Origin of the sequence: Streptomyces brasiliensis (genome assembly GCF_014647875.1) — a bacterium.
Classification (GTDB): domain Bacteria; phylum Actinomycetota; class Actinomycetes; order Streptomycetales; family Streptomycetaceae; genus Streptomyces; species Streptomyces brasiliensis.
Genome location: NZ_BMQA01000006.1, coordinates 306977 through 330144, shown reverse-complemented (window position 1 = coordinate 330144; position 23168 = coordinate 306977). Strand labels below are relative to the sequence as shown.

Sequence of the window (23168 nt, the reverse complement as noted above, 5' to 3'; positions counted from 1 at the left end):
CATCCCCGTAAACCTCTTCCTCCGGAGCACCGGGTGTTCCGGAGAGGCCGCCCGCGTGCCGGGTGGCTGGACTGCGGGGGTTCCGTTCCCGAGCGAGAGAGTGAGATCCGCGTGTACGCCATCGTGCGCAGCGGTGGTCGCCAGCACAAGGTTGCTGTCGGCGACATCGTCGAAGTTGACAAGATTTCCACCGCCAAGGTTGGCGACACGGTCGAGCTCTCGACCCTGCTCGTTGTCGACGGCGACGCTGTGACCAGCGACCCGTGGGTGCTGGCCGGCATCAAGGTCCAGGCCGAGGTCGTGGACCACCACAAGGGCCAGAAGATCGACATTCTGCGCTACAAGAACAAGACCGGCTACCGCCGTCGGCAGGGCCACCGCCAGCAGTACACGGCGATCAAGGTCACCGCGATCCCCGCGGCTGCGAAGTAAGGACTGAGGAGACATGGCACACAAGAAGGGCGCATCGTCCACCCGGAACGGTCGCGACTCCAACGCCCAGCGGCTCGGCGTGAAGCGCTTCGGCGGTCAGGTCGTCAACGCGGGTGAGATCCTGGTCCGTCAGCGTGGCACCCACTTCCACCCGGGCGCCGGTGTCGGCCGTGGCGGCGACGACACGCTGTTCGCGCTGCAGGCCGGTGCGGTGGAGTTCGGCACCCACCGTGGCCGCAAGGTCGTGAACATCGTTTCGGTCGCCTGACCCCGGGCTTCGACCGAACTTTTGCGAGGCGGACCTCACTTCCCGGACGGGAAGGCGGGTCCGCCTTTCGCGTGTTACGCAAGAAACACCCCGTAATCCTCTGGAGGCACTGATCATGACGACCTTCGTGGACCGCGTCGAGCTGCACGTCGCCGCGGGTAACGGAGGCCACGGCTGTGCCTCCGTCCACCGCGAGAAGTTCAAACCGCTCGGTGGACCCGACGGCGGCAACGGCGGCCGCGGCGGCGACGTGATCCTCACCGTCGACCAGTCGGTCACCACGCTGCTCGAATACCACCACTCCCCGCACCGCAAGGCCACCAACGGCAAGCCCGGCGAGGGCGGCAACCGCTCCGGCAAGGACGGCCAGGACCTGGTCCTGCCGGTGCCGGACGGTACGGTCGTCCTCGACAAGGCGGGCAACGTGCTCGCCGACCTGGTCGGACACGGCACGTCGTACGTCGCCGCGCAGGGCGGCCGGGGCGGGCTCGGCAACGCGGCGCTGGCGAGCGCACGCCGCAAGGCACCCGGGTTCGCGCTGCTCGGTGAGCCGGGTGACCTGCACGACGTCGTCCTGGAGCTGAAGACGGTCGCCGACGTGGCGCTGGTCGGCTACCCGAGCGCGGGCAAGTCCTCACTGATCTCGGTGCTCAGCGCGGCCAAGCCGAAGATCGCCGACTACCCCTTCACCACCCTCGTGCCCAACCTGGGCGTGGTGACGGCCGGTTCGACGGTCTACACGATCGCGGACGTGCCCGGTCTGATCCCGGGCGCCAGCCAGGGCAAGGGGCTCGGTCTCGAGTTCCTGCGGCACGTGGAGCGCTGCAGCGTGCTGGTGCACGTGCTGGACACGGCCACGCTGGAGTCCGACCGCGACCCGGTCTCCGACCTCGACGTCATCGAGGAGGAGCTGAAGCAGTACGGCGGTCTCGGCAACCGTCCACGCCTCGTCGTCCTGAACAAGATCGACGTACCGGACGGCAAGGACCTCGCCGAGATGGTGCGGCCCGAGCTGGAGGCGCGTGGTTACCGCGTCTTCGAGGTGTCGGCGGTCGCCCACACCGGCCTGCGGGAACTGTCGTACGCACTCGGTGAGTTGGTGGGCCAGGCGCGGGCCGCGCAGCCGAAGGAGGAGGCGACGCGGATCGTCATCCGGCCGAAGGCCGTCGATGACGCGGGCTTCACGGTGACGCGCGAGGAGATCGGCGGGGAGCCGCTGTTCCGGGTGCGCGGCGAGAAGCCGGAGCGCTGGGTACGGCAGACCGACTTCAACAACGACGAGGCCGTCGGGTATCTGGCTGACCGGCTCAACCGCCTCGGTGTGGAGGAGCGGTTGATGAAGGCGGGCGCCCGCTCCGGCGACGGCGTCGCCATCGGGCCCGAGGAGAACGCGGTCGTCTTCGACTGGGAGCCGTCGGTCATGGCGGGCGCGGAGATGCTCGGCCGGCGTGGCGAGGACCACCGCTTCGAGGAGCAGCGTCCCGCGGTGCAGCGGCGCCGGGACCGCGAGGCGGAGCGGGACGAGGCGATGCGGGAGTTCGACGACTTCGATCCGTTCTAGAGCCGGTTCGGACGGACACGGGCCCCGGGCCGGGGCTCCACGGCGGGTGCACGTGCGTGCGCCCGCCGTTCGTGTTCGGTGAACTCCAGGGAAAGTTGCGGTGCACGACAGGGCAACCAAGCGGGAGTCCGGTGGGTCGTACTGGGCAGCGTGGAGGGTGATCTTGAGACTCTCCGCCGCCGACTTACCTTCGTCATCCCTGGAGTTGACGTGCCCAAGCACACCTCGCGCAGAACCCGCCGTTCTGTCCTGGTCGCGCTCGGCCTGCTGACGGGCGTCGTCATCGCCCCCGAACTACCGGCCTCCGGCGTCGGGCCTGGCGCGGGTGAGCGCGTGCGGCAGGACTTCAACGGCGACGGGTACGAGGACCTGGCCGTCTCCGCTCCCGACGCGACCGTGAACGGCAAGCACGGGGCCGGCTATGTCGCCGTGGTGTACGGGTCCGCGAACGGGCTCGACCTCCACAAGAAGAAGGTCTACTCGCAGGCGTCCGCCGGGGTGCCCGGAAACCCCGAGACGCGGGACGCGTTCGGGTACGGGCTGGGCGCCGCCGACCTGGACGGGGACGGGTTCACCGATCTGCTGGTGGAGGCGCAGGGCGAGAAATGGCAGTACGGCGGCGTCACCCGGCAGAGCAGCCGGACCGTGCTCTGGGGCGGCGCGGCCGGTTTCGTCTCCGCGACGGTCCTGCCGGCCGTGGGTGACAGCCCGTACCAGGACGGCCATGTCGTCAACGGTGACTTCAACGGCGACGGGCACCAGGATCTGGTCCGGATGGGCAGCGTGGAATTCGGGCCCTTCGAGCGGGACGGCAGCCCCGTCTCGACGCAGGACACGGGACTCACCTACAAGTCCAACCAGTCGCTTGCCGCTCTGGCGGCGGGTGACGCGGACGGCGACGGCAACACCGACCTCGTCGCACGTGTCCGCGAGGAGACGGACGACGGTGAGGAGATCACCGGCCATTTCTACCTGCACTACGTGCGCGGCAGCCGCGACGGCCTGCGTCCGCTCACCGTCCTGAAGGACGCGCAGGGCCGCCCCGTCGAGTCGGACAGCCTGTCCCTGGAACTCGGCGACCTGAACGGCGACGGCCGTGCCGACCTCGTCGACGGCTACAAGAAGCTCAAGATCTTCTGCAGCACCGCGAGCGGCCCCGACACCACCGCACCCCTGGTCATCGATCAGAACACCCCCGGAGTGCCCGGCACCCAGGAGGCGGTGGACCATTTCGGTTCCCAGGTCTCCATCGGGGACGTGGACGGCGACGGCTACGGGGACATCCTGGCCGGTGACTCGGCCGAGGCCGTCGGCACGGTGAAGTACGCGGGCACCTTCGCCGTCATTCCGGGCGGGCCGAACGGGCCCACGGGCGGCGGCACCAAGGTCTTCAGCCAGAACAGCTCCGGCGTCCCCGGCGCCTCCGAGAGTTACGACAACTTCGGCGAGGCCGTCGAGCTGGTCGACTCCAACGACGACGGCCGGGCCGAGCCCGTCGTGGGGGCCATGGGGGAGAACGGCTTCAACGGCGCCGTGTGGGTGTTCCGCTCCACCACCGCCGGGGTCACGGCCAAGGGTTCCTTCTCCTTCGGCGCGGGCACCCTCGGCACGGTCGCGAAGCTCGCCGGCCTGGGCGACGAGTTCACCGACTGATCCCTCCACCCCCGTACGCACGACCACCCAGGAGGAAGCGACATGAACAGGCACCGAAAGACCTGACGGACGGGTCTCGCCGTCGTCATGGAGGTGACCGGGGCCGTGGCGGTCCCGGCGGCCCACGCCGCGGCCGGCACCGCCACCACCACGAAGCTCGAGGACGACTTCAACGGCGACGGCTACTCCGACCTCGCGGTGGCCGCGCCGTCGGGCACGGTCGCGGGCAAGCGCTACGCCGGCTGGGTGGCCGTGGTCTACGGCTCGCCGGCCGGGCTGAAGACCTCGACGCGGCAGGTGTTCAGCCAGAACTCGCGAGGGATTCCCGGGACCGCCGAGACGGGCGACCGGTTCGGCGGCGCGCTCGCCACCGGTGACGTCGACGGGGACGGATACGCGGACCTCGTCGTCGGAGTGGGCGCCGAGAACACGGACGCGGGTTCGGCGGCCGGGCTGGTCGAGGTCGTCTGGGGCGGGCCCAAGGGCCTGTCCGGCGGTGCCGTGGTGGCCCGGGGCGCCCGGCACGACATGCTCGGCCGCGAGGGGCGCCTCGCCGTCGCGGATGTCGACGGCGACGGCGCGGACGACGTGGTGAGCGTGCGGAACCTCAAGGACCTGCGGATCGACAACGGCCCCTTCGCCCGGGACGGTTCGACGGTGCACGGCGGTCAGATGGTGGTCGACCCGTACAACAGCATCGTCCTGAACCTGGCCGCCGGTGACCTGAACGGCGACGGCTTCGCCGACTGAACACCCGTTCGCCGGGCGTCGGTCGGCGTCTCCCAGGGACCCGTTGCGGCGAGATCACGGCAGGCGTCGTGATGTACGTGCGGCAACGGGCTCCCTGTTGTCTGCTCACTTGTCATGCACGCGCACGCTCCGGTTCAGCGGACGGGCGAACCGGCCGTGGGAGCTTCGAAGGGCCGGCCGTCCGAAGAGGCCCCTGTGGCGGGGGAGTTCGCGCATGACAGGAGCAGCATCGCCCGACCGCCGCCGCTTTCTGACCGCCGGTGCCGCCGGCCTCGGCGCCGCGGTCACCACCCGGCTCTGGCGGCCCGCAGCCGCGAGAGCGGCCGAAACCCCATTGCCCGACGGCGTGTTCAGTCTCGGCGTCGCCTCCGGCGACCCTCTGCCTCGAAGGCGGACAACCCGCACTGGAAGGTGATCGACGCCCACCGCGGCTACCACCTCTTCGACATCCGCCGCGACGGCATCGATGCGCGGGTCCGGGTCGTCGACACGGTGGTGGCGCCACGGGCAACCGTGAGAACATTAGCCACACTTAGGATCAAATCGGATAAGCCGGGCGCGCGTCCGGTCTGATCGTCTCCGGCCCCCAAGGGCACCCCCGGGACTCACTCGAACCCCGGGGGTGCCCCTCATTTCTTACCTTTTCTCACCGAGACCGAAATACCGTGGAATCGTGATGTGAACATCCGGTGCAGCCGAGTGGGAGAGATGTCGCAGAGCCGACAGACTGTCACGGTCGGCAATCAGAAAGTGCTGTGGAGTTACTCACAGCAATTCCGGGAGTCATGGGATCGCATCCGCAACGACCAGCGATGCAAGGTGAATGACAGGTTGCGAGCACATATGCAGTGAAGGGCGCTCACCTTGCACTGCGGTTACTCGAAGTGGGACCATTTCGGGGTTCCCTGACGCCCCAAGGTAGGTCACCCTGTGTCCCAGCACATAGCCAAGCCCCGTACCACCGCAGTGATCCTGGCCGGTGGTACCGGTCAGCGCGTGGGTCTGTCGATCCCCAAGCAGTTGCTGAAGATCGCCGGCAAGGCAGTCATCGAGCACACCCTGGCGACCTTCGAGAAGGCCGACTCGATCGACGACATCATCGTGCTGATGGCGCCGGGCTATGTCGCGGACATCGAGAAGATCGTCGCCAAGGCCGGGTTCACGAAGGTCAAGAAGATCATCGAGGGCGGCTCCACGCGGAACGAGACCACCGAGCGCGCCATCCAGGCACTCGGCGAGGGCCTGGCCGAGGGGGAGGACCGCAACGTCCTCTTCCACGACGCCGTACGCCCCCTGCTGTCGGAGCGCGTCATCGACGACTGCGTGACCGCCCTGGAGCGCTACCAGGCCGTCGACGTCGCCATCCCCTCCGCGGACACCATCATCGTCACGCGCACGCACGGCGAGGACGGCGAGTTCATCACCGAGATCCCGGACCGCTCCCGCCTGCGCCGCGGCCAGACTCCGCAGGCCTTCAAGCTGTCCACGATCCGCCGGGCCTACGAGGTCGCGGCCGGTGACCCCAACTTCCAGGCCACGGACGACTGTTCGGTCGTACTCAAGTACCTGCCGGACGTGCCGATCCACGTCGTCGCGGGTGACGAGTACAACATGAAGGTGACGCAGCCGGTCGACGTCTTCATCGCCGACAAGCTCTTCCAGCTCGCCTCCACCGCCGCGCCCGAGCAGAACGGCGCCGAGGCCTACCGCGAGCTGCTCTCCGGCAAGACCGTCGTGGTCTTCGGCGGGTCCTACGGCATCGGCAAGGACATCACCGAACTCGCCGAGTCCTACGGCGCCACGGTGTACGCGCTCGGCCGCTCCACCACCGGCACCCACGTGGAGAACCCGGAGGAGGTCGACGACGCGCTGTCCAAGGCGTACGCGGAGACCGGCCGGATCGACTACGTCGTCAACACCGCGGGCGTGCTGCGCATCGGCAAGCTCGCCGAGACCGACAACGCCACCATCGAGGAGGCGCTGAAGGTCAACTACCTGGCCCCGGTGCAGATCGCCCGTTCCGCGTACAAGTACCTGGCCGAGACCGAGGGCCAGCTGCTGCTCTACACCTCCAGCAGCTACACCCGCGGCCGCGCCGAGTACAGCCTCTACTCCTCGACCAAGGCCGCCATGGTGAACCTCACCCAGGCCCTGTCCGACGAGTGGGCCGGCGACGGCATCCGCGTCAACTGCATCAACCCCGAGCGCACCGCGACCCCGATGCGCACCAAGGCCTTCGGCCAGGAGCCCGCGGGCAGCCTGCTCTCCTCCGAGGCCGTGGCCCGCACCTCGCTCGACGTGCTGCTGTCCGAACTCACCGGCCACGTCATCGACGTCCGCCAGCAGGACCCGACGGCCCCGGCCGGTCGGGCCTCCGGCTTCGAGCAGGCGCTGGCCAGCGTCCTGGACCGCCAGGACGGCGTGGCATAATCAACTGCAATTACCATCTGTAATTCAGGCCTCTGTGGCTACGCGTTCGCGGAGCATTCACAGAGGCCTGAATCCGTAAGACTTCCAGATCGTCCGCAAGGTCTCATTCCGGCCTTTTTGTCAGCAAAAGGTTCTCCGTGATATCCACTGCTATTCGCGTCGCCCGGGTGGGCAGCGCGGCCGAGCTGGGTGCGGCGGTCCTCATGATCCTGGGCTTCCCGGCGCTCATGGTGGCCGCGCTGGTCCCGAATGTGTACGCCTTCGCGGCCGCGGCCGCCGTGACGTACCTGGCGGACCACTACTTGCACCGTAAGGGCAGCTATCTGATAAACCGCCTGAGCAAGGTGCGGGCCGGCCTGTCGATCCGCTTCCTGATCCGGCAGCTGCTGCTCGTCCTGCTGCTGGCCCGGCTGTCCCTCGCGGACAACCTGATCTACTACGGGGCGATCGCCTGCTTCATCGCCTTCTACGGCCTGCAGGCCCCGCACGGCGCGCTGGTCACCCTGATCCGCAACCGCCGCAGGATGCCGGTCGCCACCCGCAACGTGGACCTCAAGTCCCGCATCCGCATCCCGGACGCGCCGCCGCGCGCCCTGCTGGATCGCTCCGCCGAGAAGATGCTGCACCTCGACCTCTTCGCGGTCGCGGGCATACTCGTCGCCGCGGCGCTGGACTCGTCCGTGTACGGCTACGTCGGCATCGTCGTCACGGTCGTCCTGGGCGGTCTGTACGTCCTCGCGCTCATGCCGTACGTGCGCGGCAACAAGATCCCGCCGAACGCCGACAGGGTGCTGGCCGCCGTCGACGACTGGCTGGTCGGCTACAAGCCCGAGACGGTGCTCTACTTCTCCGGCTCCAAGGACTCCGCGTACCAGGTCAACATGTGGCTGGAGACGATGGAGCAGCTGGACACCCGGCCGCTGATCATCCTGCGCGAGCGGGTCATCCTGAACAACCTGGCGCCCACCACGGTCCCTGTCATCTGCGTGCCCGGCGGTGTGCACCTGATGAACCTGGACCTGTCGACCGTGCGCGTCGCGCTCTACGCGGCGAACGTCGGCAAGAACATCCACCTGCTGCGCGTCCCGACCATGAAGCACGTCTTCATCGGCCACGGTGACAGCGACAAACTGGCGAGCGTCAACCCGTTCAGCAAGGTGTACGACGAGGTGTGGACCGCCGGCCGTGCGGGCCGCGACCGCTACGCCATCGCCGACGTCGGCGTCCGCGACGACGACATCGTCGAGGTGGGCCGCCCGCAGCTGGCGTCCATCCAGGGCCGGCAGGGGGTGCCCGACGATCGCCGTGGCGGAGCCGTTGACGGACACTGCCCGACCGTCCTGTACGCACCCACCTGGGAGGGCTGGGACGGCAACCCCGGCAACACCTCCCTCGTGCTCGCCGGTGAGAACATCGTGAAGAAGCTGGTCAAGGCCGACCCGCCGGTCCGTGTCCTGTACAAGCCGCACCCCTTCACCGGCACCGTCAGCGCCAAGGCCGGTGCCGCGCACAAGCGCATCACCGCGCTGGTCGAGAAGGCCGGCGCCGAGCGTGCGGCCGACTCCCGCTTCACGGCCGACACCGCCGCCCAGGCCGAGGCCAAGGCCAAGGCCGAGCTGACCCGGATCGAGGCCCGCCTGGCCCAGCTGTCCGGCGCCTCCGGTGCCACCGGAGACAAGGGCGACGAGGCCGAGGCCACCCGCGACGGCGTGGTGGACGTGCGGAAGCACGAGGAGATCGCCCAGCTGCGCGCCGAGTGGAACGACGCCTACTGGCGCTCCTTCCCGGCGTACGAGCACCGGGTCATCACGGGCGCCGAGCCGCGGCTGTACGACTGCTTCAACGTCTCCGACGCGATGGTCTCCGACATCTCGAGCGTGGTCTCCGACTTCATCGCGAGCGGCAAGCCGTACGCGGTCACGGACTCGGCCGAGCTCGGCGTGGAGGAGTTCAAGCGGCAGAACACGGCCGTGCGCGCCGCGGTGATCCTCTCCAACAGCGCCAAGGAGCTGGGCGGCCTGCTGGACGCCGTACGCGACCCGTCGGCCGATCCGCTGGCCGAGGACCGCACGGAGCTCAAGCGGTATCTGCTGGGCCCGGACGAGCCGACGTCCATCGTCCAGTTCAACACCGCGGTCGCCGGCCTCGCCCGTAAGGCGGAGGCCCGCAACCTCGGCCAGCAGGCGCACGCCGCCGCCGCTGACGCCGAGGAGGCGGAGCTGGCGGGCTCGCTGCCCGGACAGCGACTGGCGTCCACCGGTGAGACGGACGGCGTCACGGCGGGCTGAACCACCCCGTACGACAGCACAGGGCCCGGCCCCCGAGGAGAGATCCCCGGGGGCCGGGCCATTTCCGTACCGGCCTCTTACAGGCCCTCTTACCCACACCTCTCGTTCACCGTGAGCAACTCTTACCGCTCGCCCGTACTGTCCGATGTCACCGCCGCATACCCCCGGCTGTCTCTTCGCTGTGTGACGTGTGCCACTTGATCCATGCCCTGAAGCAACCGATCATCCCGGCCGACCGTCTAACAAGTTGCGATTAAGGCGATACGGGGGAAATATTCCATTGACGAGGGGGAAACGTGACCGTCGTGACGCAGCCTGATGTGAGCGTGATCATCGGGGCGTACGAAGCGATGCCGTACCTGGTCGAGTGCCTGGCGTCCGTCGCCGCGCAGACCATCGACCCGGCACGTGTCGAGGTCATCGCGGTCGACGACGGCTCGACCGACGGCACGGGGGAGTACCTGGAGGACTTCGCGGCCGGCGCGCCCATGCCGGTCTCGGTGATCCGGCAGGAGAACTCCGGCGGCCCCAGCGGCCCGCGCAACGTCGGCCTCGGCAAGGCGGCCGGACGGTATGTGTTCTTCCTCGACGCCGACGACCGGCTCGGCCCCGAGGCCCTGGAGCGCATGGTCGCCATGGCCGACAGGAACGGCACGGACGTGGTCCTGGGCCGCGTCGAGGGCATCAACCGCACCCCGCCCAAGTCGATGTGGGGCCAGACCCTCGACCGTACGGACGTCTACTCCTCCAACATCAAGTTCACCCTCAGCGCCCAGAAGCTCTTCCGCCGCGAGCTCCTGGAGCGGCACGGCATGCGCTTCGACGAGTCGCTGTGGACCGGCGAGGACGCGCTGTTCACGATGGAGGCCTATCTGCGGGCCGACGGCGTCTCCGTGCTCGCCGACTACACCTGCTACTACCTGGTGGGCCGTGACGACGGCAAGCACGTGACCAAGAGCGGCAGTTACACGCTCCGCTTCGACTCCGCGCGCGCCCTGATGAACCTGATAGCCGAGATGGTCCCGGCCGGCCCCAAGCGCGACACTCTCATGGTCCGGCCCTTCCTGGTGACCCTGCTGCCGCAGTTCGGCCCGAAGTTCCTCAAGGACTCCGAGGACGTCAGGCGGAACAAGTTCGAGCTGGCCAAGCCACTCATGGAGGCCTACTGGACCTCAGAGGTCGCCCGCCGACTCAGGGTCCACGAGCGGCTCAGGCTGCACCTGGTGGCCGTGGGGCGGCCCGATCTCCTCGTGGACGTCGTGGAGTTCGTACGGGCCAAGCGGCAGGCCGCCGCCGTCATCGAGAAGCACGGCACCCGCGTCTACCTCGTCTACCCGCACTTCCGCTCGCGGACCGCCGGCATCCCCGACTCCCTCTACCTCGCCGAAGCACGCGAGGCCCGCGCCTTCGAGGGCTACCGCGAGGCGGCCGCCCATTCCCTCCTGCGGCGCGCGCTGCGCAGGATGCGCCGATCACTGCCGACGGACGGCTACGGGGCAGTGGCCTGACGAACAGCGAAGTCCGGTCCCGCCCACGGGGGCGGGACCGGACAGCGGGTCGGGATTCGATTGCGGCTGACACCGGGCCGGCGGGGGTCGGGACCCGACCGCGGTCAACGCTCGGACAGCGCGGGCGGGACCCGACCGCGGTCAACGCCCGGACTGCAGTGCCCGGCCCATCGCGCGGCGCGCACGCCGGTAGACCGAAGGGGTCCGCACGGTCACGGCCGGCGTCTGCGCCACGGTGGCGGCCTTGGCCGCGCCCTTCGCGCTCGTCCTGACCCGCGTCAGCTCACGCTTCAACTGGGCGTTGTCCTTGGACAACTGGCTGACCCGGGAGTGCAGCCAGCCGAACCGGGAGACCATCGAGTCGATGTCGGCGGCGTTCCAGGGGCGGATGCCCTCCGGGAACGTCAGCTTCTTCATGCGCTGCTCGAAGGCCGCCCCGCCGTCGCCGTGCGTGAAGGTGTTCTTCAGCCCGTTCACGTCGAGGAAGCGGACGAACCGTTCGAACCGCTCCGAGTGACCGCCGACCAGTGCACCGAAGTCCGCCTCCTCGTACAGCCGCGCCGGGTCGACGTCCTCGGGCACCTCGGTCAGCGTCCGGTGCGGGATGTCGAAGTAGCGGCACAGCTCCAGCGTCCGCGAGTCGCTGCACAGCACCGTCGCGGGCGTGCCGGCCAGCAGCGCCGCGATGTTGCCGTGGATGCGGGAGCCGAAGGAGAAGTCGAAGCCGCGCAGATCGTCGATCCAGCGCACCGGGTCGATGTAGATCCGGACCTTGTCCTCCCGGTACATCGGGTGGTCCGGATGCGTCGGCATCCCGGTCACCCGGCTGTTGCGGTCCGACAGATCGCGCCAGTGCATCTGCTGCGCGTCGGAGAGGTTCTGGCCGACGAAGCGCAGATGGGGGTAGCGGGCATGGGCATTGAGGATGATCTTGTCCATGCCCTGGTTCTTCACGGCGCTGTGCGAGCCGTTGATCGAGATCCGGGACTCGGTGGTCAGCGCGTCCACGCGCTTGTGCACCGCGAGTTCCTTGCCCCACATGAACATCGAGGGGCAGCCGATGATTTCGACGTCCCTGAAGCCCATGTCCTTCAGATACTTCTCGGTGAACTCGCCCCGCACGCCGATGGACGCGCTGCGGTCCAGCACCGCGGAGACGAAGTCGCGCACGACGGGCTCGAGCGGCTTGAGGCGTCCCGCGTCGAAGCCCACGTCGGCCTGCGCCCCGACACCCAGGACGACCACCGGGATCTTCAGCTTTCCGATGAGCTGCGTCAGCTTCTGCAGCGGCTCCGCGAACGAAGGCCGGAACGCGTTGGCGAGCGGTACGACGAAGGCGTCGTACTCCTCGTTGATACGGCCGGCCGCGGTCACATCGACGCGCATGCGGTTCGAGACCACCTCGGTACCCGGAGTCTCGAGGATCTTGTGAGCGGCGTCACTGAAGATCAGGTTGCCGGAATTGGTGGCGATCACGTTCTTGTGGAGGGCTTCCTCCACGGGAATCGCGTCGAAGGGGCTCTTCCCCGATCTGAGGAGGATGCGCTGGGGGCGGACTGGAGACGACACAGTGGTCACATTATGTTTACGTCCTCTTTAATTTCTAGAAGGAACCAGTACAACCTTTTTGCCATATGCGACGCGTGAGCAAGCGGTTACCGGGTGCGCGTCCGGGGACTGGACTGATGCGCGGCGCACGATCCCCTTCGCGTAGATTGCCGGGTGAGGCACCCGGACGTGTACGAGGGGACAGAGGGCACGGTGGCAAGGGCAAGGCAGGCCGTGGGCGAGGCCCGCAGGATCGTCGTCAAGGTCGGTTCCTCGTCGCTGACCACCGCGTCCGGCGGCCTGGACGCCGACCGTGTGGACGCGCTCGTCGACGTCCTCGCCAAGATCCGCAGCGGCGGAGAGCGGGAGATCGTCCTCGTCTCCTCCGGCTCCATCGCCGCCGGCCTCGCCCCGCTCGGACTGCGCCGCCGGCCCCGGGACCTCGCCCGCCAGCAGGCCGCCGCCAGCGTCGGCCAGGGCCTGCTCGTCGCCCGCTACACCGCCTCCTTCGCCCGCTACGGCGTCCGCGTCGGCCAGATCCTGCTCACCTCCGACGACATGAGCCGCCGCGCCCACCACCGCAACGCCTCCCGCACCCTCGACAAGCTCCTCGCGATGGGCGCCCTCCCCGTCGTCAACGAGAACGACACGGTCGCCACCGACGAGATCCGCTTCGGCGACAACGACCGCCTCGCCGCCCTCGTCGCCCACCTCGTCCACGCCGACCTGCTGGTGCTGCTCTCCGACGTCGACGGCGTCTACGACGGCGACCCCGGCAAGGCGGGGACCTCGCGGATAGCGGACGTGCGCACACCCGCCGACCTCGACGGCATCGAGATCGGCAGCGCCGGCAAGGCCGGCGTCGGCACCGGCGGCATGGTCACCAAGGTCGAGGCCGCCCGGATCGCCGCCGCCGCGGGCATCCCCGTCGTCCTCACCAGCGCGGTCCACGCGGCCGAGGCCCTCACCGGCGGCGACACCGGCACCTACTTCCACCCCACCGGCAAGCGCTCCGCCGACCGGCTGCTGTGGCTCCAGCACGCGTCCACCCCGCAGGGCGCACTGACCCTGGACGACGGTGCCGTGCACGCGGTCGTCGAGCGCCGTAAGTCGCTGCTGCCGGCCGGGATCGCCGCCGTCGAGGGCGAGTTCAGCGCCGGCGACCCGGTCGAGCTGCGCGACGCGCGGGGGCACGCCGTGGCGCGCGGGCTCGTCAGCTTCGACGCCAAGGAGATCCCCCAGCTGATCGGGCGTTCGACGCGCGAGCTGGCGCGCGAGCTGGGTCCGGCGTACGAACGAGAGGTCGTACACAGGGACGACCTGGTGATCCTGCACCCGTAAACCGGGCACAACCACCGACCCCGGTGGGGGACGTTCCGTAAAACCGCCCCACGGAGCCTTGCGGGCTGCTCAACTTTGTCTGAGGAACATGTTTGGACACGTTCCGGCACGAGCGCTGCGCGAAGGAGGCTGTCGTGAGACGAGTACGCCCTGGGGCGACGGCGTCCCGCGGTGCCTCCCCCTCGCGAACCACGGGCGAGGAGCGTCCCCTGACGAGCGTCGCGGCCGGAGAGACGTACGAGGAGCCGAAGGACCTGCCCCGGCTGTGGCACGTCACCCTCAGCGTCTCCGGCGACCAGGTACCGCTCAGGGAGCTGCGCCGTGGGCTGGAACAGCTCGCCCACGACCACCCCTTCCTGCTCACCAGCAGATACGCGCCCGACCACGCCGAGATCCGCTACTGGGAAGAGGCCCGTGACCTGCACGACGCGGCCGCCGTGGCGCTGCGCCTGTGGGGCGAGCACCGGCAGAGCGCCGGACTGCCGTCCTGGGAGATCGTCGGCCTGGAGGTCATCGACCGCGAGACCTACCATCAGCGCATCGCGGAGGGCTACGGCCCGCCACCGGCGACACCGGTCGGAGTTCACCCGTTTTGACCCCGTCTCGCGGTGTGGGACAAACGCTGAGCCCTTACCGTCCGCGCACTACCCTTCCCCCATGACGACGCTCTCGCCGTACGACGCCATGTCCCCGGTCACCCAGGCCGCCTACCGTGCCAAGGCCGCCGCCGCCGACCTCGCGCCGCTGCCGCGGGCCGAGAAGGACGACGCGCTGCTCGCCATCGCGGACGCCCTGGAGGTCCGCACGAGCGAGATCGTCGAGGCCAACGCCCTGGACATCGCCAAGGCCCGCGAGGCCGGCACCAGCGAGGCCATCGTCGACCGGCTCACCCTCACGCCCGAGCGGGTGCGCGCCATCGCCTCCGACGTGCGCGACGTCGCCGCGCTGCCCGACCCGGTCGGCGAGGTCGTGCGCGGCTCCACCCTCCCCAACGGCATCGACCTGCGCCAGGTCCGCGTCCCGCTCGGTGTCGTCGGCATCATCTACGAGGCCCGCCCGAACGTCACCGTCGACGCCGCGGCCCTCTGTCTGAAGTCCGGCAACGCGGTGCTGCTGCGCGGCTCGGCCTCCGCGTACGAGTCGAACGCCGCCCTCGTCCGGGTGATCCGGGACGCCGTCGGCGGCGCCGGGCTGCCCGCCGACGCCGTGCAGCTGGTGCCCGGCGAGAGCCGCGAGAGCGTGCGCGAGCTGATGCGCGCCCGCGGCCTGGTCGACGTGCTCATCCCGCGCGGCGGCGCCTCCCTGATCCAGGCCGTCGTCACCGAGTCCACCGTCCCGGTCATCGAGACGGGCACCGGCAACTGCCATGTCTACGTCGACGCCCACGCCGACATCGACATGGCGATCGAGATCCTGATCAACTCCAAGGCCCAGCGCGTCAGCGTCTGCAATGCCGCCGAGACCCTCCTGGTCCACCAGGACATCGCCCCCCGCTTCCTGCCGCGCGCCCTCGAGGCGCTCGCCGAGGCCGGGGTGACCGTCCACGCCGACGAGCGCGTACTGGCGTACGCCGCGGACTCCAAGGCGACCGTGGTCGAGGCGACCCCGGAGGACTGGGAGACCGAGTACCTCTCGTACGACATCGCCGCCGCCGTCGTCGACTCCCTCGACCGGGCCGTCGAGCACATCCGGCTGTGGACCTCCGGCCACACGGAGGCGATCGTCACCGGCTCGCAGCAGGCCGCCCGCCGCTTCACCCAGCTGGTCGACTCCACCACCGTCGCCGTGAACGCCTCCACCCGTTTCACCGACGGCGGCCAGTTCGGCTTCGGTGCCGAGATCGGCATCTCCACGCAGAAGCTGCACGCCCGCGGCCCGATGGGCCTGCCCGAGCTCACCAGCACGAAGTACATCGTCACCGGCGACGGGCATGTGCGCCGCTGACATGAGCGGGTGACGGCCGTCTCCGGCCGTCTCACCAGACGGATGAATTTCCATACCGTCTGCCCAAATTGACCCCCCAGGTCTACTCTGGATCCGTGCCGGAGGACGTGGGGGGCACGCCGTTCCCTGACGGCTGGGAGCCCGACGACGACCACGACCGCGGGGTGTCGGACGAAGAGTTCGCCTCCGTGGTCTTCGACGAGGCCTTCGTGCGAGCGGCCGTGGTGCACGAGCCGACCGCTGTGGAGCGTCTTCTGGCTGCCGCCCAGGCGAGAGCCGAGGCCGAGGCCCGCCGGGCCCACGCGAGGGGCGAGCGGTACGACGAGGGGTACGAACCCGACCCGTTCGGCCAGGACCACGACCTCGACGACCTGGACGACCCCGACGGCTCCGCGGACCGCGCCGGCGCGGGAGCGTACGGCAAGCACGTCCGCTGGCACCGCCCCGTCGCCTGGCTCCTCGCCCTCGTGATGGGCGTCGGCATGGTCGCGCTGGCCTTCGCGGCGGTCTACCGCAGCGCCTCCTCGGGCAGCCGCGACCAGGTCCCGCAGCCGGCTTCCACCGGCCTTGAACAGGGCAGTGCGGCGGCTCCCTCCGTGTCCGCCCACAACTCCCAGCCGGCGCTCTCCGCGATCCCGCGCTCGCCCTGAACGACCGCACAGGTTCGTGGTGAGAACCTGTCAGAACTTGTCGTGTAGCAGGGCGTTTACCCGAGGCTCGTGAGACCTACCCTGAAAGTATGGGCGGGCCAGGAGAACCACCTGAGGGGGCACCCGAGGGCGCTCCCGGTGGTGGAGAGGACGAATACCGATCCGTCGTCTTCGACGAGTCGTTCGTCCGTGCTGCCCGCCTCCAGGAGTACTCGGCGCAGGAGCGGATGGCCGACCACGCCCCCGCGGTGCGCCGGCGCCCGCCCCTGCACCGCGGGCTGTCCCGGCAGGCGCTGATCCTCGTCCTGCTGATCGCCGTCGCCTTCGGCACCGCGATCTACATGGGCGTACGCCACCCCTACGGCGCCCCCGAGGCCCGGCAGCCCGTCGAGCCACTGCGCATGACCGTCATACCGCTGTCCCCGCAGGGCAAGGTGCCGGGCGCGGCGGACCCCGAGTATCTGTACGCGCACAGCCCGGCCGCACAGTTCGGCGTCGGCGAGGACGCGATACCCCTGCCCGCCTGGCGGCGCACCGCCCACTTCTCCGACAGCGATGTGAAGGCCGCGCTGACCATCGCCAGGGACTACGTCGTCCGTTCCTCGCTCCATCCCGAGGTGCTCGACAGCAGCCAGGTGCATCTCGCGCGGATGCTGCTCGACGCCGGTCAACTCGACCAGTTCGACCAGAGTTTCGAGCATCCCGCGGCCGACGGGCGGCACGCCCCCACCGGCTGGCTGGTCCGCTTCGACCCCGCCCGCGCGGAACTGGCGGATCCGAAGATCCGCGTCCAGGGCTCGTTCCAGGCCGTCGAGGTCGACTCGGCCACGCTGGAGGTCACCGCGGACCACACCTTCGTCTACGCGCTCCGGCCGACCGGCTCGGCCGACCACGCGCAGGCCTCACTGTTCACCGTCCGCCGCGAGCTGACGTTCCGCTTCGACCGCACCGACCTGCGCACGAACCAGACCCAGCTCGTCGTCTCCTACGGCCAGGCCGGTCCGCTCTCCTGCGCCGAGGACTCCACCAACCACCTGGAGCCACTGCTGGCCGGCCAGACCGCCAGGAGCGGCGGCCCGGCGGGCACGAACCCGTACGCGACGGGCAGCGCGACGGCGCTGTGCGGCACGCTGGCGGCCGGCGCGGAACCGAAGGTGTGACGACGCCGACCTGCGTGGCAGCCAAGGTCCGACGGACGCCGGCCTGCTTGGAAGCCCCCCGTGTGACGGGCGCCGGTCGGCGTGGGAGTTCCCTGTGGCGGGCGCCCGGTCGGCGCAGAAGTGCCGTGTGGCGGGCGCCCGGCCTGTGTGGAAAGCCGAAGCAGCGATGCGCGGGCCGGTGGCTCTCAGTCGTCGTCGCCGGACGGCGTCTCGTCCCTCGGGTGCGAGCCCTGGTCCTTCGGCGGGGCCGGGCTCGCGAAGCCACCGAAGCCGCGCCGCACCCGGCCGCCCAGGTCCCCGGCGCCGCCCGCGATGTCGGAGACCAGCTTCATCAGCGGGTCCTTGGAGCTCTTCACGTCACTCACGTAGCTCGCCGCCGACTCCTTGAACGAGTCGCTGACCGACGTGTCCTTGTCCTCTGTGCGCCGCGCGTAGTGACCGTCCATGATCCGCTGGTAGTCGCGGGTCTCGGACCACTTCTTCAGCTCGGCCGCGCGGACCACGGTGAAGGGGTGCGAGCGGGGCAGCACGTTGAGGATCTTCAGCACGGAGTCGCGCAGGTCGCCCCCCGACTCGTACTCGTCGGCCTGCTGGAGAAAGGCGTCCACGTTCATCTCGTGCAGGTGGTTGCCGCCCGCGATCTTCATCAGGCCGCGCATCGAGGCCTGCAGGTCCTGGCCGACGAGGAGCCCCGCCCGGTCCGCGGAAAGCTCCGACTTGCGGAACCACTCCCGCAGAGCCGTCACTATCGCCATGATCGCAAGGTTGCCCAGCGGGATCCAGGCGACCTTGAGTGCCAGGCTGGTCAGGAACAGCAGGATCGTGCGGTACACCGAGTGACCGGACAGCGCGTGGCCCACCTCGTGGCCGACGACCGCCCGCATCTCCTCCTCGTCGAGCAGCTCGACGAGCCCGGTGGTGACGACGATGATCGGCTCGTCCAGGCCGATGCACATCGCGTTCGGCTGCGGGTCCTGATTGACGTACATCGGTGGGACCTTCTCCAGGTCCAGGATGTAGCAGGCGTCCCGCAGCATGTCGTTCAGGTGCGAGAACTGCTGGTCCGAGACGCGGACCGAGTCGGACAGGAACAGCAGCCTCAGGCTCCGCTCGGGCAGCAGCCCGCTGAGCGCCTTGAAGACCGTGTCGAAACCGCTCAGCTTGCGCAGCGCCACCAGGGCGGAGCGGTCGGCCGGGTGCTCGTACGCCCGCGAGGAGATCCCCGGGAAGCGCCTCCGCTGCCTGCTCGGCACGTTCTCGTGCGCGCTCTGCTCGTGGCCGTCGTCGGACATGTGGTCCCCCATGTGCGTCTGTGTGACCGAAGTGCCCCCGAAGCAGTGCCCAGCCTAGGCGGAGATACCGTGGACGGGCAGCACAGCCGAAGGAGTCCATCGCCATGGAACACACCCCTGCAGCCGCCCGGCTGACCGAGGCCGCCGTCGCCGCCCAGCAGCAAGGGGCGGGCGATCTGCTGCGGATCGTACTCGTCGTGATGGTCCTTGGTTGCGTACTGACCGCGTGGTTCCTGCTGCGCGGGTACAAGCAGAAGGACGACTGAGGCGCCCGGATCGTTCCCCGCCCGTCCCCAACGGCGGAGTCGGGGTGATCGCCGTCGGGCCGCCCGCATACGATGGGCCGACGTCTTTATCCCGCCCACACCGGATAGGTCTGCCGAAGATGAGCTTCCACAGCACCGCTGCCCAGTTGGTCACCCTCGCTGCCGAGGGCGAGGAGCACGGCGGCAACCACAACAGCCTCGACCCGCTCGTGACGGGCGGCAGCGCGTTCCTCATCCTGCTGCTCCTGCTGTGGATCACCACCCGTTTCAACCGGGACCGCTGACCACTGTCCGCGACGGCCTCACCCCGGGCCGTACACCCCGGGGTCTGACGAACGGGCCCCGCGGGCCGGGCCGGTAGGGTCTGCACGCATGGGAGAGCAGCACATGCCTACCGGTCCGGCGAACGAGACTGCGCGGGCCCCGGAGCCGCAGCCGGGCAACGGGCCCGTGCGCACGGGCAAGCGCCGTCTCGGTGTCATGGGCGGAACCTTCGACCCGATCCACCACGGGCACCTCGTGGCGGCCAGCGAGGTCGCCGCGCAGTTCCATCTCGACGAGGTGGTGTTCGTCCCCACCGGACAGCCGTGGCAGAAGTCCCACCGCAAGGTCTCGCCGGCCGAGGACCGCTATCTGATGACGGTCATCGCGACCGCCGAGAACCCGCAGTTCTCGGTGAGCCGCATCGACATCGACCGCGGCGGCCCCACCTACACCGTGGACACCCTGCGCGACCTGCGCGCGCTCAACCCCGACACAGACCTCTTCTTCATCACCGGCGCCGACGCCCTCGCCCAGCTGCTGACCTGGCTCGACACGGAGGAGCTGTTCTCCCTGGCGCACTTCATCGGGGTCACCCGGCCCGGCCACCTCCTGACCGACGCGGGACTTCCCGAGGGCGGCGTCTCGCTCGTCGAGGTCCCCGCCCTGGCCATCTCGTCCACGGACTGCCGTGCGAGAGTCGCCAAGGGCGATCCCATCTGGTACATGGTGCCGGACGGAGTCGTGCGCTACATCGACAAGCGCGAGCTGTACCGCGGCGAGTGAGCCGAGAGGGGCACCGGTGAACGACCGATACGACCCGGGGTACGCGGGCGACCAGTACGAGCTCGTCGGCTACGACGAGTACGGCAGGCCCGTGTACCGCCAGATCCCGGCCCAGCAGGCCCCACAGGGGACATACGACTCGTACGCGCAGCAACAGGGCTACGGGTACGACCCGTACGCCGCCGGACAGCAGCCACCCGTGCCCCCGTACGACGGCTACGACACCGGCAGCCACCCCCAGGTGCCCTCCTACGACCCCTACGGGACCGGTCAGCAGCCACCCGTGCCGTCGTACGACCCCTACGGGCAGCAGGCCCCCGACGGCCGGCCGCCCCGAACCGCCGAACAGACCGCCTACATCCCTCAGCAGCCCGGCCCGGCCGACCATCCCGAACCGCCGGCAGCCCCTGAACGGGATTACCGAACCGAGCAGTTCGCGTTCGTGGAGGAGCCGGACGGCGACTCCGAGGACGTCATCGACTGGCTGAAGTTCACCGAGAACCGCACCGAGCGCCGCGAGGAGGCCCGTCGCCGCGCCCGCAGCCGGCTCATCGCCTTGTGCGTCGTCCTCGCCCTCGTCGCCGTCGGCGGCGTCGGCTACCTCTGGTACGCAGGGAAGCTGCCCGGACTGTCCTCGTCCGGCTCCAAGTCGGGCACGGCGACGGCCGTGGGCGACCAGAACCGTGACGTGATCGTCGTCCATCTGCACAACACGGCCAAGGGCGGCACCTCCACGGCGCTCCTGGTCGACAACACCACCACCAAGCAGGGCACCACCGTCCTGCTGCCCAACTCCCTCGCCCTGAGCGGCGATGACGGCTCCGTCACCACCCTCGCCAAGTCGGTCGGCGACGACGGCTCCTCCGGGACCCGCGACCAGCTCGACACCGTCCTCGGCACGAACATCGAGGGCACCTGGCGCCTGGACACCCCCTATCTGCAGAACCTCGTCACGCTGGTCGGCAACATCGACATCGACACCAATGCCGACGTCCCCGACTCGGACAAGAAGAAGGGCACCGCGCCGCTCGTCCACAAGGGCAAGGGTCAGACCCTCAGCGGCAAGGCGGCCGTCGCCTACGCCACCTACCGCGGACCGGGCGAGGCCCAGAACGCCCAGCTGGAGCGGTTCGGCCAGGTCATGCAGGGCGTGCTGCGCAAGATGTCCTCAGACGCGCAGGGCGCGACCGTCACCGTGCAGACGCTGGGGCAGATCATCGAGCCGCCGCTGTCCGACAGGAACCTCGGCGCATTCCTCGCCAAGCTCGCCGACCTCGCCAAGGGCGGCGACTACAAGACGGCCCTGCTGCCCCTGCAGTCCGACGGCACGCTGAGCGAGCAGACCAGCGCCAGTGTGGTGAAGGACATCCTGGGCGGCACCGCCAAGAGCCCCGACGCCGGCTCCGCCGTCCGCCTGTCCGTGCAGAACGCCTCCGGGGTCGAGGGCAACGCCGAGAAGGCCCGCGTTGTCCTCCTCAACGGCGGCTTCTCCTTCCTGGGCGGCGGCAGTGCGGCATCCTCCGCCACGACGTCGAAGGTGCTCTACTCGGACGCCGCCGACAAGGAGAACGCCACCGAGGTCGCGAAGACCCTGGGCCTGCCCGCGAGCGCCGTGGCGAAGGGCGACGTCGGCGCGAACGCGGATGTCTCGGTGGTCCTCGGCCAGGACTACAAGCCGTCGTCGTCCTGACGACGAGCCGTCCTCATCCGGATGGCGGTCCGGACGACGGCAGTCCGATACGGCCCGGCACCCCATGTGATCCGATAATCACGTGGGGTGCCCCCGGCGGGCCGTGAGACCCTTGATGGCAAGTGACCGCCGACGTGCTGTGCCATGTCGGGGCCGACCCCCACACCTCCAGCCGATCTCTGTCCTCGACCGAAAGCTTCGTAGTGACCGCAACCGACCACTCCATCGAGCTCATCAACACCGCCGCCCAGGCGGCCGCCGACAAGCTCGCCCATGACGTCATCGCCTACGACGTCAGCGACGTCCTGTCGATCACGGACGCCTTCCTGCTGGCCTCCGCGCCCAACGACCGCCAGGTCAAGTCGATCGTCGACGAGATCGAGGAGCGGCTCCTGAAGGAGCTCGGCGCCAAGCCGGTGCGCCGCGAGGGCGATCGCGAGTCCCGCTGGATCCTGCTCGACTACGTCGACATCGTCGTCCACGTCCAGCACAGCGAGGAGCGGGTCTTCTACGCCCTGGAGCGGCTGTGGAAGGACTGCCCCGAGATCGAGCTGCCCGCCGACGCGAAGGCCACTCGCGGCAAGGCCGAGGAGCACGCGAAGCTGCAGGCCGCCGAGGAGGCCGCCGAACTGGGCGGGGAATGGCGATGAGCGGCACCGGCGAGGGCGCGGACCGCAGGCCCGGCCGGGGCCGCCGCATCATCCTGTGGCGGCACGGCCAGACCTCGTGGAACGTGGAGCGCCGTTTCCAGGGCACCACGGATGTCGAGCTCACCGAGACCGGCGTCGGCCAGGCCCGCCGCGCCGCCCGGCTGCTCGCCTCCCTGGGGCCCGACGCGATCGTCTCCTCGGACCTCCAGCGGGCCACGAACACGGCCGTCGAGCTCGCCGCCCTCACCGGCCTCGACATCACCCGCGACGAGGGCCTGCGCGAGACCTACGCGGGCGTCTGGCAGGGGCTGACGCACGAGGACATCATCGGCCGGTACGGCGAGGAGTACACCGCGTGGAAGCGCGGCGAACCGGTCCGCCGCGGCGGTGGCGAACTGGAGACCGAGGTCGCCGACCGGGCCGCCCCTGTCGTGCTGCGGCACGCCGAGAAGCTGCCCGAGGACGGCACCCTCGTGGTGGTCAGCCACGGCGGTACCATCCGCACCACCATCGGGCGCCTCCTCGGCCTGGAGGCCCGCCACTGGGAGAGCCTCGGCGGCCTGTCCAACTGCTGCTGGTCCGTCCTCGGCGAGGGCGCCCGCGGGTGGCGTCTCCTCGAGCACAACGCCGGCACTCTCCCGGAGCCGGTCCTCGGCGACGACGACTGAGCGCCCCCACTCCCGGATTTCA

22 protein-coding genes and 1 pseudogene are annotated in these 23168 nt (G+C 69.8%); 21 read left to right on the top strand and 2 right to left on the bottom strand.

Annotation, left to right across the window (positions count from 1 at the left end):
- Nucleotides 1-111 precede the first annotated feature (111 nt).
- From rplU to IEZ19_RS12595, 10 genes and pseudogenes are all read left to right on the top strand, one after another.
- The gene (gene rplU / locus IEZ19_RS12635) at nucleotides 112-432 is read left to right on the top strand and encodes a 50S ribosomal protein L21 (RefSeq protein ID WP_100826193.1); all 321 of its coding nucleotides are present in this window, start codon (nucleotides 112-114) and stop codon (nucleotides 430-432) included.
- 13 nt (nucleotides 433-445) lie between these two features.
- Nucleotides 446-700: a 50S ribosomal protein L27 gene (rpmA, locus tag IEZ19_RS12630; protein ID WP_189311227.1), complete on the top strand. Its 255-nt coding sequence runs from the start codon at nucleotides 446-448 to the stop codon at nucleotides 698-700.
- Nucleotides 701-815: 115 nt separating this feature from the next.
- Complete coding sequence (gene obgE, locus IEZ19_RS12625; protein WP_189311226.1) at nucleotides 816-2261, top strand: GTPase ObgE; 1446 nt, start codon at nucleotides 816-818, stop codon at nucleotides 2259-2261.
- A gap of 210 nt (nucleotides 2262-2471) precedes the next feature.
- Nucleotides 2472-3914 (top strand): FG-GAP-like repeat-containing protein, encoded by a 1443-nt coding sequence (locus tag IEZ19_RS12620; protein ID WP_189311225.1) that lies wholly within the window; start codon nucleotides 2472-2474, stop codon nucleotides 3912-3914.
- Nucleotides 3915-4001: 87 nt separating this feature from the next.
- Nucleotides 4002-4664: an FG-GAP repeat protein gene (locus IEZ19_RS12615; protein WP_189311224.1), complete on the top strand. Its 663-nt coding sequence runs from the start codon at nucleotides 4002-4004 to the stop codon at nucleotides 4662-4664.
- Nucleotides 4665-4878: 214 nt separating this feature from the next.
- Nucleotides 4879-5049, top strand: a pseudogene (locus IEZ19_RS53445) (alkaline phosphatase); the annotation flags it as partial.
- Nucleotides 5050-5075: 26 nt separating this feature from the next.
- Nucleotides 5076-5237, top strand: a complete 162-nt coding sequence (locus IEZ19_RS53440) for a hypothetical protein (protein WP_373296963.1) — start codon at nucleotides 5076-5078, stop codon at nucleotides 5235-5237.
- Between the two features lie 357 nt (nucleotides 5238-5594).
- Complete coding sequence (locus IEZ19_RS12605) at nucleotides 5595-7094, top strand: bifunctional cytidylyltransferase/SDR family oxidoreductase (RefSeq protein ID WP_189311223.1); 1500 nt, start codon at nucleotides 5595-5597, stop codon at nucleotides 7092-7094.
- Nucleotides 7095-7261: 167 nt separating this feature from the next.
- Nucleotides 7262-9382, top strand: coding sequence for a CDP-glycerol glycerophosphotransferase family protein (locus IEZ19_RS12600; protein ID WP_189311276.1), 2121 nt, complete (start codon nucleotides 7262-7264; stop codon nucleotides 9380-9382).
- Between the two features lie 350 nt (nucleotides 9383-9732).
- Nucleotides 9733-10890 (top strand): glycosyltransferase family 2 protein, encoded by a 1158-nt coding sequence (locus IEZ19_RS12595; protein ID WP_229840255.1) that lies wholly within the window; start codon nucleotides 9733-9735, stop codon nucleotides 10888-10890.
- Between the two features lie 141 nt (nucleotides 10891-11031).
- Here IEZ19_RS12595 and IEZ19_RS12590 read toward each other — a convergent pair whose 3' ends face one another.
- On the bottom strand, nucleotides 11032-12459 hold the full coding sequence (locus tag IEZ19_RS12590) for a polysaccharide pyruvyl transferase family protein (protein ID WP_189311222.1): 1428 nt from the start codon (nucleotides 12457-12459) through the stop codon (nucleotides 11032-11034).
- Nucleotides 12460-12672: 213 nt separating this feature from the next.
- Here IEZ19_RS12590 and proB point away from each other — a divergent pair, with 213 nt between their 5' ends.
- The 5 genes from proB to IEZ19_RS12565 all read left to right on the top strand — a co-directional run bounded on the left by proB (nucleotide 12673) and on the right by IEZ19_RS12565 (nucleotide 17533).
- A complete protein-coding gene (gene proB, locus IEZ19_RS12585; protein WP_189311274.1) occupies nucleotides 12673-13779 on the top strand; it encodes a glutamate 5-kinase in 1107 nt (368 codons plus the stop codon).
- A gap of 134 nt (nucleotides 13780-13913) precedes the next feature.
- Nucleotides 13914-14375 (top strand): DUF8830 family protein, encoded by a 462-nt coding sequence (locus tag IEZ19_RS12580; protein WP_189311221.1) that lies wholly within the window; start codon nucleotides 13914-13916, stop codon nucleotides 14373-14375.
- A 61-nt stretch (nucleotides 14376-14436) separates the two neighbouring features.
- Nucleotides 14437-15723 carry a glutamate-5-semialdehyde dehydrogenase gene (locus tag IEZ19_RS12575; protein WP_189311220.1) on the top strand — a complete coding sequence of 429 codons (1287 nt, stop codon included), beginning with the start codon at nucleotides 14437-14439 and terminating at the stop codon, nucleotides 15721-15723.
- A gap of 95 nt (nucleotides 15724-15818) precedes the next feature.
- Nucleotides 15819-16373 carry an SCO2584 family spore wall biosynthesis protein gene (locus IEZ19_RS12570; protein WP_444545190.1) on the top strand — a complete coding sequence of 185 codons (555 nt, stop codon included), beginning with the start codon at nucleotides 15819-15821 and terminating at the stop codon, nucleotides 16371-16373.
- Between the two features lie 89 nt (nucleotides 16374-16462).
- Complete coding sequence (locus IEZ19_RS12565; RefSeq protein ID WP_189311218.1) at nucleotides 16463-17533, top strand: SCO2583 family membrane protein; 1071 nt, start codon at nucleotides 16463-16465, stop codon at nucleotides 17531-17533.
- 185 nt (nucleotides 17534-17718) lie between these two features.
- On the opposite strand, the gene IEZ19_RS12560 is transcribed toward IEZ19_RS12565, so the two are convergent.
- Complete coding sequence (locus tag IEZ19_RS12560) at nucleotides 17719-18825, bottom strand: M48 family metallopeptidase (RefSeq protein ID WP_189311273.1); 1107 nt, start codon at nucleotides 18823-18825, stop codon at nucleotides 17719-17721.
- 104 nt (nucleotides 18826-18929) lie between these two features.
- On the opposite strand from IEZ19_RS12560, the gene IEZ19_RS12555 reads away from it, so the two are divergent.
- From IEZ19_RS12555 to IEZ19_RS12530, 6 genes are all read left to right on the top strand, one after another.
- On the top strand, nucleotides 18930-19091 hold the full coding sequence (locus IEZ19_RS12555; RefSeq protein ID WP_189311217.1) for a hypothetical protein: 162 nt from the start codon (nucleotides 18930-18932) through the stop codon (nucleotides 19089-19091).
- A 119-nt stretch (nucleotides 19092-19210) separates the two neighbouring features.
- Complete coding sequence (locus IEZ19_RS12550; RefSeq protein ID WP_189311216.1) at nucleotides 19211-19375, top strand: hypothetical protein; 165 nt, start codon at nucleotides 19211-19213, stop codon at nucleotides 19373-19375.
- 88 nt (nucleotides 19376-19463) lie between these two features.
- Nucleotides 19464-20138: a nicotinate-nucleotide adenylyltransferase gene (nadD, locus tag IEZ19_RS12545; RefSeq protein WP_189311215.1), complete on the top strand. Its 675-nt coding sequence runs from the start codon at nucleotides 19464-19466 to the stop codon at nucleotides 20136-20138.
- Between the two features lie 16 nt (nucleotides 20139-20154).
- Nucleotides 20155-21828 (top strand): LCP family protein, encoded by a 1674-nt coding sequence (locus IEZ19_RS12540; protein ID WP_189311214.1) that lies wholly within the window; start codon nucleotides 20155-20157, stop codon nucleotides 21826-21828.
- Between the two features lie 203 nt (nucleotides 21829-22031).
- A complete protein-coding gene (gene rsfS, locus IEZ19_RS12535; protein WP_189311213.1) occupies nucleotides 22032-22478 on the top strand; it encodes a ribosome silencing factor in 447 nt (148 codons plus the stop codon).
- On the top strand, nucleotides 22469-23146 hold the full coding sequence (locus IEZ19_RS12530) for a histidine phosphatase family protein (protein WP_189311212.1): 678 nt from the start codon (nucleotides 22469-22471) through the stop codon (nucleotides 23144-23146). The genes rsfS and IEZ19_RS12530 overlap by 10 nt, the downstream gene beginning before the upstream one ends.
- Nucleotides 23147-23168 lie beyond the last annotated feature (22 nt).